Consider the following 13,507-nt stretch of genomic DNA (forward strand, 5'->3'; position numbering starts at 1 on the left):
GATTCCGTCGGCGCATCCGACCGGGGCATATCCCGGCGAGCAAAGGAGAGGTTATGTCTGCACAGGCTGTGCACCGGGCGCGTACCGGTGCGTGGGCGGTGGCGTGCGGCTGGCTGATGGTGGTGGGCGCCGCCGATGCCAATGCCAGCGCGCGTCCTGCCCCCCAAACCACCGCCGTTCCCGCGTCCATCGCGCAATTCCGCCGTCCGCCCGCGCCCCCCCGCGCGCCAGAGGCGATCTATGTCCGCACCTGTGGCTATTGCCATGGGGCGCATGTGGCGCCGATCATTCGCGGGCGCGGCCTGCCGGCGGAAATGGTCGAGCTGTATGTCCGCACCGGCCCGCGCGGCATGCCCGCCTTTCGCCCGACCGAGATCAGCCCGGCAGAGCTGAAGGCGCTTGCCGTCTGGGTCAGCCAGTCCAAGGCCGATCCCAACGAGCGCGCGCCGCTTGACCCCATCCCCGCCGCCACCAAGGAGCGCGCCCAATGACCGGCTTTTCCCGCAGAGATGTGATCCGCCAGTCGGCTGTTGGCGCGGCGGTAGGCGCTGCCGCCTATGCCGCGCAAGGGGTGGCCTCGCCGCTGGACGGGCCGCGCATGTTGCCTGCGCACCTGTCGAAATCGGGTTTTGCCGCAGCGGTTGCCGAATTGCGCGCGATTGTCGGGGCGCAATGGGTGTTTGCGGACGCGGAATCGACCCTGCCCTATGCCAAGAGTTTCACCCCCGATCCCCGGCACGAACACGTCCCCGCCGGCGCCGTCGCCCCCTCCAGCGTCGAGGAGGTGCAGGCGATCCTGAAGGTGGCGAACAAGTACAAGCTGCCGCTCTGGACCGTTTCGACCGGCAAGAACATGGGCTATGGCTGTGCGACGCCCGCCAGCAGCGGCCAGATGATCCTGGACATGAAGCGCATGAACAAGATCATCGCGATTGATCCCGAACTGGGCACCGCGCTGGTCGAACCGGGCGTGACCTATCAGGACCTGCACGATTACCTGACCGAGCATAACCTGCCGTTCTGGCTGGACATTCCCACCGTTGGCCCGATCGTTTCGCCGGTGGGCAACACGCTGGACCGGGGCGTGGGCTATACCCCCTATGGCGACCATTTCTTCATGCAATGCGGCATGGAGGTGGTGCTGGCCGATGGCACTCTGGTGCGCACCGGCATGGGCAGTGTCAAGGATTCCACCACGTGGCAGGCGTTCAAATGGGGCTATGGGCCCTATCTGGACGGCATCTTTACCCAGTCGAACTTTGGCGTGGTGACCAAGATGGGCTTTTGGTTGATGCCCAAACCGCCCGCGTTCAAACCCTTCATGGTGCGCCACAATGAAATGGCGGACGTGGGCAAGATCGTCGATGCCATGCGCCCGTTCCGCATGAACAACCTGATCCCCAATGTGGTGCTGATGATGGGGGCGGCCTATCAGGTGGCGATGTTCCACCGCCGCGAGGAATTGTGGGACAAGCCCGGCAGCATCCCGCAGGATGTGGTGCGCGACTTTGCCAAGCGCCAAGGTCTGGGCATGTGGAACACCTATTTCGCGCTGTATGGCACAGACGAGATCATCGCCGCGATCGAGCCCATCGTGCGCCGCGCCTTCGAGGCCTCGGGCGGGGAGGTGCTGACCGAAAAGGAGATGGGCGGGAACCTGTGGTTCAACCACCACAAGAACCTGATGAGCGGCCAGATGACGCTGGAGGAAAAGGGCATCTTGCGCTGGCGCGGGGGCGGCATGGTGTGCTTTGCCCCGGTGGCCCCGGCAAAGGGCGAGGAAACCGCCCAGCAGACCGCATTGGCGCAGGAGATTTTGGGCAAATACAATCTGGACTATCACGCCGCCTATGCCATCGGCGGGCGCGAGCTGCATCACCTGATCTTCATCCTGTATGACAAGGAAAACCCGGTCGAGGAAAAGAAGGCCGATGACTGCATCCGCGAGATGATCACCCGCTTTGGCCAGCGCGGCTGGGCCAGCTATCGCACGGGGGTGAGCACGATGGATCTGGTGGCGCGCCAATATGGCGATGCCAACCGCAGCCTGAACGCCCGGATCAAGCAGGCGCTGGACCCCAACCACATCCTCTCGCCGGGCAAATCGGGCATCCGGTAAGGGCAGGGCGCGCGGCGGCTGGCTGGTTCAGGGTTGGTATGGGACCGTCTGGCCGCCGCGCGGCTTTTGCGTTAGAGCGCAGGGATGCCTGCCCGCCGCTCTGTGCCTCATCGTGTGACCATTCAGGACGTGGCCGCGCGCGCGGGTGTTTCGGCGATGACCGTGTCCAACGTCATCAACCGTAAGGGCAAGACCAGCCAGGCCACCCGCGACAATGTCCAGCGCATCATCCGCGAGATGGGCTATGTCCCCAGTCAGGCCGCGCGCAGTCTGGTGGGGGCGGCGGCGGCGCGCATCGGGCTGATGTATTATGATGCCGACAGCCCGTTTATCGACACGCTGATCGCCGCTGTCGCGCTGGCCACGGCCGAAAGCGGGCTGCAATTGCTGATGCGCGATGTGCGGGGCATTGATCCGGCATCGGTTGTGGCCGCTGCCCAGGGGCTGGCGCGGTCGGGTGCGGATGGGCTGTTGCTGATGCCCCCCTTTGCGGAAATGATGGCCGAGCACCCCGGCTTTGCCGCGCTGAACGTGCCCGCGGTGGCGATCGCCACAGCGCGCGGATTGCCGGGGATGGCCAGTGTGCGGATCGACAATGGCGCGGCGATGCGGGATCTGGCCTGCGGGCTGATCGCGCGGGGGCGGCGGCGCATCGCCTGTGTCACCGGCCCGCGCCGCCATTCCGACAGTCAGGCCCGGCTGGACGGCTTCCTGCAAGCCATGGCGCAGGCCGGGCTGGATGTGCCCGATGCTTATGTGGTCGAAGGCGGGTTCACCTTTGCCACCGGGTTGGCCGCGGCGCAGGCGTTGTTGACGCTGCCCGAACGGCCTGACGCGATCATGGCGGCCAGCGATGACATGGCCGCCGCCGTGCTGTTGGCGGCGCACCGGGCCGGGCTGGATGTGCCGGGCGATCTGACGGTGACGGGGTTTGATGATACATCCATCGCGATGCGGGTGTGGCCCGCGCTGACCACCGTGCGTCAGCCTTTGCGCGCGATGGCGGGTGCGGCGGTGGGCCTGTTGGCACAGGGCGTGCGGGCGGGCACGGGCGCTTTGGCGGGCGATACGGTGCTGGATTTTGATGTGATCTGGCGGGAATCGACCCCGGCCTGAACGCGGTGGCGGGGCGCGCGGGGCGCATGCATTTTTCGCTTTTGGTTTATCGTTAAACGCAATATGCCGCCGCCCACGCAAACCACGCGCCGGGATTCATGCAACGCACCCGGCCAGCCCACGCAGGAGGCATGATGAAAGGTTCCCCCAATTTCTGGCGCAGCGCTTTGCTGGCCAGTGCCGCTTTGGCTGCCGCGCCGGTGATGGTGGGCGCGGTCAACGCCGCCCCGGCCAAGTCCAAGGCCGCCCCCGCAGCCGCCCCTTTGACCGAGGCGCAGGTGGACGCGCGCGTTGACGCGCTGATGGCGCAGATGACCACCGAGGAAAAGGTGGGCCAGCTGATCCAGTATTTCAACTTTGGCGGCACGGGCGAACAGGCCGCCCCGCTGGAAAAGGAAGTGGCCGCAGGGCGCGCCGGTTCGTTGTTGTTCATGACCGATCCGGTGCAGATCAACCGCATGCAGCGCATCGCGGTCGAGCAGTCGCGGTTGAAGATCCCGCTGTTGTTCGGCTTTGACGTGATCCACGGGTTGCGCACGGTGATGCCGGTGCCGATCGCGGTGGCCGCCAGCTGGGATCCCAAGGTGGCCGAAGCGGGCCAGACCGTTGCCGCCGCCGAAGCGCGCGCGGTGGGCATCCACTGGGCCTTTGCGCCGATGGTGGACATTGCCCGCGATCAGCGCTGGGGCCGCATGGTCGAAGGCGCGGGCGAGGATCCGTTCCTTGGTTCGGCGATGGCGGCCGCGCAGGTGCGCGGGTTCCAGGGCGCCTATCTGGGCGCGCCGGGCCGCATCATCGCTGGTCCCAAGCATTTTGCCGGTTATGGCGCCTCGCTGGGCGGGCGCGACTATGACGAGGTGAACATCTCGGACAACGAGCTGTGGAACGTCTATTTGCCGCCGTTCCAGGCCGCCATCGAGGCGGGCGCGGGCAATATCATGAGCGCCTATATGGGCCTGAACGGCACGCCGGCCAGCGGCAACCGCTGGCTGTTGACCGATGTGCTGCGCGGGCGCTGGGGCTTCAAGGGCTTTGTCGTGACGGATGCGGGCGCGGCGCGTGACCTGTCCACCCATGGCTATGCCGCCGATGACGCCGATGCGGCCACGCGCGCGCTGAATGCGGGCGTCGACATGGAAATGGGCATTTCGCCGGGCAAGACCGCGTTCCAGCACCTGCCCGAACAGATCGCGGCCGGTAAGGTCAAGATGGCCGACATCGACACCGCCGTGCGCCGCGTGCTGGCCGCCAAGATCCGCATGGGGCTTTTTGAAAACCCCTATGTCGATGTGGCGAGCGCGACCAAGGTGCTGGCCGATCCGGCCCACCGCGATGTCTCGCGCCGGGCGGCAGAGGCCAGCTTTGTCCTGTTGCACAACGCGGGCAACCTGCTGCCGCTGAACCGTACGGGGGTCAAGTCGATCGCGGTGATCGGGCCGATGGCCGATTCCGCGCGTGACACGATCGGGCCTTGGGTGTTCGACGTAAAGAGCGCCGAAACCGTCACCGTGCTGGCGGGCATCAAGGCCAAGCTGGGGGCTGGGGCCAATGTTGCCTATGCACCGGGCGTGTCGACGCCCAAGCGCGTCAACGGCAGCTTTTTCGACGAGATGGGCCTGAACAAGCAGACCTATGTCGAGGTGGACGACAATGCCGCCATCGCCGAGGCCGTCGCCAAGGCGAAGGCCTCGGATGTCGCCGTGCTGGTGCTGGGCGAGCCGCAGAACATGATCGGCGAATATGCCAGCCGTTCCTCGCTGGATCTGCCGGGGCGTCAGCAGGAATTGCTGAACGCGGTGATCGCCACTGGCAAACCGGTGGTGGTCTTGCTGATGAGCGCCCGTCCGCTGGACCTGAAGGGCGCCAAGCCCGGTGCGTTGATGAACATCTGGTATCCGGGCACGCAGGGCGGCACGGCGGTGGCCAATGTGCTGTTTGGCGATGCGGCCCCGGCTGGTCGCCTGCCGTTCAGCTGGGCGCGCTCGGTCGGGCAATTGCCGATGATCTATAGCCACCTGACCGGGCATCAGCCCTCGACCGCCGACAAGCACTACGGCGATGCGCCCAGCACGCCGCTCTATCCGTTTGGCTATGGCCTGTCGTACAGCACGTTCAGCTATGCCAACCTGTCGGTGGCCAAGGGCAAAATCGCGCCGGGCGAAAGCGTGGAGGTGAGCGTGGACGTCAAGAACACCGGCACCCGCCCCGCCGACGAGGTGGCGCAGCTGTATATCCACCAGCGCCATGGTTCGTCCGCGCGCCCCGTGCGTGAGCTGAAAGGCTTTAGCCGCATCACGCTGGCGCCCGGTGAAGTGCGCAAGGTCACCTTCCGCCTGAGCCCCAAGGAGCTGACCTATTGGTCGGCGGCCAAGGGCGCCTATGTGCAGGACGAGACGGTGTTTGACCTGTACGCGGGCGGCGACAGCACGGCGCCGCTGGCCACCACGCTGAGCGTGGCCAAGAACTGAACGTAACAGCCAAAAGGGGGCGGGCCAGCCACGGCTTGCTCCCTTTTCGGCGCGGATATGGGCAAAAGACCCATCGGCGCCACACAGGGGGAGAGCAATGATGACCGGCCACACGGACGCGGCCCAGACCGCACAGAGCCACAGCGCGCCAGGCACAACCGCACAGGACACAACCGCGCAGGGCAAGCCGCATTTCGAGGTATTGGATGGCCTGCGCGGCAGCGCGGCGCTGTTGGTGGTGCTGTTCCATATTCAGGGCATCACGGTCGGCTTTCAGGGGCCAAAGCTGTGGCTGCACCATGCCTATCTGGCGGTGGATTTCTTTTTCGGCCTGTCGGGCTTTGTCATTGGCTATGCCTATGACGACCGGTGGGGGCGGATGGGGCTGGGGGCCTTTGTCCGCACGCGGCTGGTCCGGCTGCACCCGCTGGTGGTGCTGGGCGCGCTGATGGGCTTTGCCAGCTATGTGCTGGACCCCTTCTCGGCCGAGCAGGCGGCGGTGCCCTTGTCCAGCGTGCTGTTCGCGCTGGCGCTTTCGCTGCTGGCGCTGCCGGCGGGGCCTTTGCCCAACCGCTGGACCGATACCCATACGCTCAACGGCCCGACATGGACGCTGTTGCAAGAGTACATCGGCAACATCGCCTATGCGCTGGTGCTGCGGCGGCTGCCCAACTGGGGGCTGGGCGTGGTGGCCGCTGTGGGCGCGGTGGCGCTGATCGTGGCGGGGCAAAAGCTCGGCTCGCTGGACAGCGGCTGGGGGTTTGACAATTTCGCCATGGGGCTGGTGCGCATGACTTTTCCCTTTGTCATGGGGCTGTTGCTCTATCGCCTGCGTGATCGGTTGCCGCGCTGGCAGGTGGGCTTTGGGCCGCTTAGCCTGGTGCTGGTGGTGGCTTTTGCCCTGCCGACATGGGAGCCATCGGGCGGCATCGCGTGGAACGGCCTGTATGAAGTCGCCTGTGTGCTGATCCTGTTTCCGCTGATCGTTTTGGCCGGCGCGCATTCGGCGGCTGGTTGGGGTGGCGGGGCGCTGTGTCGTCAGGCGGGGCGGCTGTCCTATCCGCTGTATATCACCCATTATCCGGCCTGCTATGTCTGGATGAACTATGTCATCGCGCGCCATCCCGCGCCCGCGCAGGCCGCGCTGGTGGGGGCCGGGCTGTTGGCGCTGTCGCTGGTGGTGGCGTGGAGCGCGGCGCGATTCTGGGACGAACCTGTGCGCCGGGCGCTACGTATCGGCTAAGTTTGCGCCAAAAACGCGTCAAGATCGCGGAATGCCCGGCGATCTGCGCCAGCATGGTGAAGACGTCTTGCGCAATGCACAAAAAAACCGTTAACGCCTAAGGGCAGATGCGTGGAGGCGGGCGATTCCGCAATTGGGGCGCCCGCTTTTGCGTAACTGACGGCATTCCGACGGCAAAGGGTTTCATTCATGCGGCATCCCGCCCCGCATCGCGCAGAGGTACGGCAACAGGCTGGGCGGTTGGCCGGCCGGGCGGGCTGGGCGCTGGGTACGGCGCTGGTGGCGGTGGGAATCGCGCCGCAGGCCGCGGCCGCGCGCGGGCATGACGTGATCCTGTCGGCGCGGGCGCGCGGCGGCGATGCGGCCACGATCTATGTTGCCGCACAGGACGGGGCCACCGCCTATATCAGCGCGGATGATCCCACCCGGCCGATGCTGGCGGCGCAACCGGTGCAATTCATGGCCGATCCGGGCGTGAATGGCGGCCTGGGGCTGGTCACCACCGCTGGCGTTACGGCGGGCAATACGGCGGATGACGGGGACGAACCGATTGTCGTGTCCGGTTCGGCCAAGCCGCCAGCGACCGACCCGATGTTCAAGGCCAACCAGCGCAGCTTTGAAGTGGTGCAGGGGATGGACCGCTCGATCGTCGCGCCTGCTGCCCGCTTTTACGAGAAGGCGGTGCCGCGCCTGATGCGCCGGGGCTTTCAGAACTTCATCTTCAACATGCGCGAGCCGACGAATTTCGCCGGTTTCGTCTTCCAGCACAAGATTGGCAAGGCGACCGAGACCGCGCTGCGCTTTGCGCTGAACAGCACGGTGGGACTGGGCGGGCTGATTGATGTCGCCGCGGCCAAACCGTTCAAGCTGCCCTATCGCCCCAATGGCATGGCCAACACGCTGGGCTTTTACGGGGTAAAGCCGGGGCCGTACATGTATCTGCCGCTGATCGGGCCGACGACGGCGCGCGATCTGATCGGCACGACGATTGACCGCTTTACCACGCCGCTGGCCATCGGCGGGCCGTTTGCCACGCCCTATTACGGCATGGGGGTGATCGTGATTGGCGGTTTGAATGACCGTCTGGCCGCCGCGCCCCGGTTGAAGGAATATCAGGAGGGGGCGGTCGACCCCTATCGCGCGACGCGGGAATATTACCTGACCCGTCGTCAGGCCGAGATTGACGCCCTGCGCCACCCGGCGAAAAAGGGCAGGCAGGACCCGCCGGCCGCCGCGCCTGCGCCAGAGGTTGCGCCCGTCTCCGCCCCGGTGGCAGAGCCTGCGCCGGCTGCGCCCGCGCCTGTCGCCGCGCCCGCGCCCGTGTCGGCGGTGCCGGCCTTGCGGGCGGAGGCGGTGGCGCTGGTGGATCTGTCAGCGCTGCGGGGGCCCGGCCGCCGCTAAGCGTCCGGGCCGCGCAGATGCCTATGCGCAGACGCGGGTGATGAAATCGGCCACTTCGGCCGACAGGCGCGTGTCAGACGTGCCGATATGCATCGCCATCGAGTAATGGTTGTGGCCATTGGCGATATGGCCCAGCGGCATGGTGCCATGGCGCTGGTTGCGCTCGGTCATCAGGCCCAGAAATTCGGCTTGAAAGCGTTGCGGATCATATTGCGCCGCCGCGACAAACAGCGGCAGCGTGGTGGCCGCCACGCCCTCGCGCGGCATGCGGGCGGGGTAGTCCTCGGGCGCGCCGTAATAGCGCTCGTCCTTTACGTCCAGCGGGGTATAGCCATACAGGCCCGAAAGCAGCACCGCGCCACGCACCAGATCGGCGTGATCGGGGCGCAGGCTCAGGAAACCGGCGACATGCACCGCGCCCGCAGATGTGCCCATCGCCACGATGCGCGCCGGATCACCGCCATAGGCGCCGATATTGGCCCGCACCCAATCGACCGCCGCGCCCACATCCGCACCGCCCGCAGGCCACAGGTGGTCGGGCGCCAGGCGATAGTTGATCACCACCCCCACCATGCCCTGTGTCGCGGCCCAGCGGCCCACCGCCGCATTGGCCCAGCCATCCTCGCATTTGCTGCCCAGAACAAAGCCGCCGCCATGGACAAAGACCACCACCGGCGCATCGCGCGCATCGACGGGAGCGTAAATGTCCAGCACGTGGCGCGCGTCCGGGCCATAGGGGACATCACTGGCGACCGGCGGCACGGCGGCGACCAGCGCCATCTGTTCCTCGCCAAACAATTGGCGGCAACCGGCGATCACATCGGGCCCCATGGCACAGCCGGTGGCATCGATCGCGGCGCGAATTTGGGCGGATTGGGTCATGGCATAACTATCCATCAACAGGCGTTGAAAAGCAAAGGCCCCGGCAGGAGGCGTTCCTGCCGGGGCCGATGGTGTTTTGGGTTAGCGGATCAGAACTTCATTTCCGCGCTGACGCCGATGGTGCGGCGGCCTTCGCGGGTCAGCCAGTTCACCTCGCCGCCGGCATCGGCGAACGGCAGGCCGATCACCGAGGCGTGGAAGCGACGATCCAGCAGGTTGCGCACGAACAGGCCCAGATGCCACTTGCCCTCGGCATCGCCGATGCCGGTGTTCAGGCCGATGGTGTAATAGCCCGGCTGATACGAGATGGCGTTGGCCACATCATACTGCACCCGGCTGCGGTAATACACATTGGCCGAAGCATCGAACATCACGCGATCGTTCAGCGGCACGCGGGTGTCCGCCGACAGGGTAAAGCTGATCTTGGGCGCGCCCGAGAGCGGCTCGCCAGCAGCCTGCACAACGCTGGTGGTGCTGCCGTTGACCGTCAAGTTATAGCAGCTGTAGCCAGCCTTCACCACATTGGGGCACGCGGTCACGTAATCGGTGAACTTGGTGTCCGAATAGGTGAAGCCACCGCGCAGCGAGAACGCCTTGGACACGCGCCAGCTGGCGTCGAATTCAAAACCCTTGGCCTCGAAGCCACCGGCGTTTTCGGTCAGGAATTCCGTCCCGTTGAACACGCTGGTCTGCAGGTTGGTGTATTTGTCAAAGAACACGTTGGCGTTGAACGTCACCGCGCGGTTGAACAGCTGCGACTTCACGCCAAAGGCGATGTCGCGCACGGTCTGCGGATTGACGTTGGTGCGCGTGCCCGTCAGGCCCGAGAACGAGACCGTCGGCCCCAGATAGCCACGGGCAACGGTGGCAAAGAACATCAGGTCGCGGTCGACCTTGTATTCCAGACCAGCCTTGCCGGCCCAGCCGCCCTTTTTGGTCGAACCGGTCAGCAGCGGGCTGGCGGCATAGGGCACGACAAACGCGCCATTCACCACCGAACCGGGCGCATAGGCCGGATCGATCGTCGACATGAACGAGGCGTCCACCCAGTCATACTGGTAACGGAAACCGCCCAGCACCGCGATGTGGTCGTTCACCTTGAACTTGCCATCGATAAAGGCCGCGATCGAGTCCGAACGAGTCTGGGTGTTCGACTGCCCGCCCGAGATGTTGACATAGAACGCGCTGAACGGGTTGGCGGGCATCAACTGGGCGCGGTTGACGTCGCCCGGATTGCCGGTCTTGCGCCGCGAGGCATAGACGCCCGTGGTATAGACGAAACGGCCATCCGACGGGCTGGACAGGCGCAATTCCTGGCTCAGGAAAGCGTTATGCACCGAACCCTGCTGCGCCTGGAACACCGTCACCGACGAGCCGTCGATGCCAAAGTTCTGCGCGCCCTGGATATAGCCGCGATAGGCGGTGATCGAGGTCAGCGTGTAATCGCCCAGCTTCTTGCCGATTTCGACGCTGGCGCCATAGTTGGTCTGGCTGGTAAAGCCGTCGGTGTTTTCCGCGCTGGTGGTGTTGTTGAAGCCGGGCGTGATGCCCAGCGAGGTCAGGTTGCCAAAACGGGCCGCCATCAGCGGGTTGGCAAAGCTGGGCACGGCGTTCAGCGTCCAGAGCTGGCCCGGACCAACGCCGGTGGTGCGGCTATAGTCGCCCGCGATGAACACGGTGACATCGTCGCTGGCGTCCCACAGGAACTTGGCGCGGCCACCGAACGAGGTTTCGCCGCCCCACATCTTGTTCAGCGTGGCGTTCCACAGGAAACCGTCATTGCGGCGGTAAAAGCCATACATCGCCAGCGCCGAATTGGCGCTGACCGGCACGTTCAGCGACAGACCCGCGTTCACTTCGTTCAGCGAACCATAGGAAATGTTGGCCTTGCCAAAGAACTGGCCGATCTTGGGGCGGGCGGTGGTGATGTTGATCACGCCCGACGAGGCGTTCTTGCCGAACTGGGTGCCCTGCGGACCCTTCAGCGCTTCAACCCGCTCGATATCGCCCAGCGCGCCGACCGGGTTGCCAAAGGGGATGACCACGTTGTCGACCACGGTGCCAACGTTCTGTTCCGAGGACGAGGCAAAGCCGCCAGCCGTGCCCACGCCACGCAGGCGGAAGCCGCTGTCATTGGGCGAGGAGCCGAACTGGACGCCCGAAACCTGATATTGCAGGTCGGTCAGCTTTTGAAAGCCGCCCTTGGCCATCTGTTCGCCACCGATGGCCGACACGGCCAGCGGCACGTCCTGCAGACGTTCGGCGCGGCGCTGTGCGGTGACGACGATTTCGCCCGGCGCCGTATCAGCGGCAGGGGCGGCGGGGGCTTCGGCGGCGTAAACGGTGTTGGCAGCCAGCGCGATGCTGGCCGCGCCCGCCAACATGGCGGTACGAAGCAAGGTATGCATGGAAATGTTCTCCCCTGAGTCCTTGTTGTGTGGTTTTGCTATGGTTGGTTGATGGGAAAGGGCCGGGCGGCACACGGGCGCCGCCCGGCCCTGCTTGCGGTTACTGTTCGTCGACGACGGGGTTGGTCAGCGTGCCAATGACGCCCACCGAGATTTCGACCACATCGCCGGCCTTCATGTAGAGCGGCGGCTTGCGCTTATCGCCCACACCGCCCGGCGTGCCGGTGACGATCACATCGCCCGGCGCCAGATCGGTAAAGGTCGAGCAATAGGCGATGACCGTGGGGATATCCCAGATCATGTCGCTGATCGGCTGATCCTGCACCAGTTCGCCGTTCAGGCGGGTCTGGACGCGCTGGCTGCTCAGATCCCCGATCTCGTCCGGGGTGACCATCGCCGGGCCAAAGGCACCGGTGGCAGGCCAGGTCTTGCCCGGCAGGAACTGGATATTGTGGCGCTGCCAGTCGCGCACGCTGCCATCGTTGAAGGGCGCGTAACCGGCGACATGATCCCACGCGGCGTCCTTGGCGATGCGGCGGCCCGCTTTGCCGATGATCACGGCCACTTCGCCTTCATAGTCAAAGCGCACGCTTTCGCCGGGGCGAACCATCGCCGCGCCATCGCCGATCAGCGAGTCATTCCAGCGGTGAAAGATCGCCGGATGCTCTTTCTGTTCACGCCCGGTTTCGGCGACGTGGGTGGCATAGTTCAGGCCGACGCAGAAGATCTTGCCCGGGTTGGGGATCACCGGCAACAGCGCCACTTCGCCACGGGCAAAGCTTTCGCCCGCCGCCAGATCGGCCAAAACGCCAGCGGCAATCGCCGACTTGAGATCGACCGGCGCATCGGCGCCCGCCGACAGGTCAACCACCGTGTCGCCCTCCAGACGGCCATAGGCGGCGCGACCATCGGGGCGGGTGAAGGAAACGTAACGCATGGGGGCTCAGGCTCCTGCAAGTTGCGCGATCGGGGCGGGGTCCCATTCGCGGCGGAATTTGAACATTTCTTCGGCGATGCGCAGACCGGCAAAGTCCTTGTCGGACATGCCCCATTGGTCGATGCGCTTTTCCGGCCAGGTCCAGTCGTCAGGCGCGCCCGCGACATAATCGGCGGGCACCTTTTCGACCGGGGTGGAATATTCAATCACCGGGCCAAAGGGCGCGATGTAATAGGCGTACACATTGTCGCCCGGCCCATGGCGGCCCGGACCCCACGCGGGGGCAAAGCCGTGATCGCGCATGCAGCCAATGCCGCGCATCACGCTGTCCAGATCCTCCATCTCAAACGCGATGTGGTTCAGGCTGGCAAAACCGGCGCGGGCAAAGGCGGTGGAATGGTGCGCCTCGTTGCAGCGCACGAAGACCATGCCCTTGGTCCGGTCCGACACGCGAAAGCCAAGGACGTCCTCGACCAGATCGCCGCTGGCTTCGGCATCGGCCGCGTTGAACACGACATGGGTCAGCTTCACCGGCATCACCCGGCGGCTGGCCTTGGAGTGGCCCGCGATGGGGGCAACCTCGGAGGCGTCCACCAGAAAGCGCAGGCATTCGCCCTCAGCCAGTTCGACCACCAGACCGTGGCCGCCGCCCGGATCATTGCTGATCACGGGGGCGGCGTTCAGCCCGCGCTGCATCGCGGCTTGCGCCACCTGCGCCAAACGCTCGGCGCTGCACACCCATGTGACGGTGCGCACGTAATTGTCGGCGTTTTCTGCCAGCGCCACCAGATAGGGATAGGTGCCGCTGCCCCGCAGGTAATAGGTGCCATCCTGCTGCCCCGCGTCAGCGCAGCCCCAGATGTCGATCATCCATTGGTGCGCCTGTGCCGCGTTGGGCAGGGACAGTTCGATGCTGCGCAGTTTCATCATGAA

Annotated in this window: 10 protein-coding genes; 6 read left to right on the top strand and 4 right to left on the bottom strand. The window is 65.6% G+C overall.

Translation table 11 applies throughout. The features are described from left to right. The first annotated feature begins 53 nt into the window (after positions 1-53). The 6 genes from GTZ99_RS16400 to GTZ99_RS16425 all read left to right on the top strand — a co-directional run bounded on the left by GTZ99_RS16400 (position 54) and on the right by GTZ99_RS16425 (position 8,347). Positions 54-491: a c-type cytochrome gene (locus GTZ99_RS16400; RefSeq protein WP_227711440.1), complete on the top strand. Its 438-nt coding sequence runs from the start codon at positions 54-56 to the stop codon at positions 489-491. Next, the gene (locus tag GTZ99_RS16405; RefSeq protein WP_161720859.1) at positions 488-2,119 is read left to right on the top strand and encodes an FAD-binding oxidoreductase; all 1,632 of its coding nucleotides are present in this window, start codon (positions 488-490) and stop codon (positions 2,117-2,119) included. Before GTZ99_RS16400 ends, GTZ99_RS16405 begins: the two co-directional genes overlap by 4 nt. A 102-nt stretch (positions 2,120-2,221) precedes the next feature. Continuing rightward, a complete protein-coding gene (locus GTZ99_RS16410) occupies positions 2,222-3,235 on the top strand; it encodes a LacI family DNA-binding transcriptional regulator (RefSeq protein ID WP_320076705.1) in 1,014 nt (337 codons plus the stop codon). Positions 3,236-3,366: 131 nt separating this feature from the next. Next, complete coding sequence (gene bglX, locus GTZ99_RS16415; protein ID WP_227711441.1) at positions 3,367-5,703, top strand: beta-glucosidase BglX; 2,337 nt, start codon at positions 3,367-3,369, stop codon at positions 5,701-5,703. Between the two features lie 100 nt (positions 5,704-5,803). Beyond that, positions 5,804-6,946, top strand: coding sequence for an acyltransferase family protein (locus GTZ99_RS16420; RefSeq protein ID WP_161720863.1), 1,143 nt, complete (start codon positions 5,804-5,806; stop codon positions 6,944-6,946). 189 nt (positions 6,947-7,135) lie between these two features. Next, positions 7,136-8,347, top strand: a complete 1,212-nt coding sequence (locus tag GTZ99_RS16425) for an MlaA family lipoprotein (protein WP_161720865.1) — start codon at positions 7,136-7,138, stop codon at positions 8,345-8,347. 21 nt (positions 8,348-8,368) lie between these two features. On the opposite strand, the gene GTZ99_RS16430 is transcribed toward GTZ99_RS16425, so the two are convergent. From GTZ99_RS16430 to GTZ99_RS16445, 4 genes are all read right to left on the bottom strand, one after another. Next, positions 8,369-9,229, bottom strand: coding sequence for an alpha/beta hydrolase (locus tag GTZ99_RS16430; RefSeq protein WP_161720867.1), 861 nt, complete (start codon positions 9,227-9,229; stop codon positions 8,369-8,371). Positions 9,230-9,318: 89 nt separating this feature from the next. After that, complete coding sequence (locus GTZ99_RS16435) at positions 9,319-11,637, bottom strand: TonB-dependent receptor (protein WP_227711442.1); 2,319 nt, start codon at positions 11,635-11,637, stop codon at positions 9,319-9,321. 100 nt (positions 11,638-11,737) lie between these two features. Beyond that, positions 11,738-12,574, bottom strand: coding sequence for a fumarylacetoacetate hydrolase family protein (locus GTZ99_RS16440; RefSeq protein WP_161720869.1), 837 nt, complete (start codon positions 12,572-12,574; stop codon positions 11,738-11,740). 6 nt (positions 12,575-12,580) lie between these two features. Further along, positions 12,581-13,501 carry a VOC family protein gene (locus tag GTZ99_RS16445; RefSeq protein WP_161720961.1) on the bottom strand — a complete coding sequence of 307 codons (921 nt, stop codon included), beginning with the start codon at positions 13,499-13,501 and terminating at the stop codon, positions 12,581-12,583. Positions 13,502-13,507: the final 6 nt, after the last annotated feature.

This window comes from Novosphingobium ovatum, from assembly GCF_009909235.1.
GTDB lineage: Bacteria > Pseudomonadota > Alphaproteobacteria > Sphingomonadales > Sphingomonadaceae > Novosphingobium > Novosphingobium ovatum.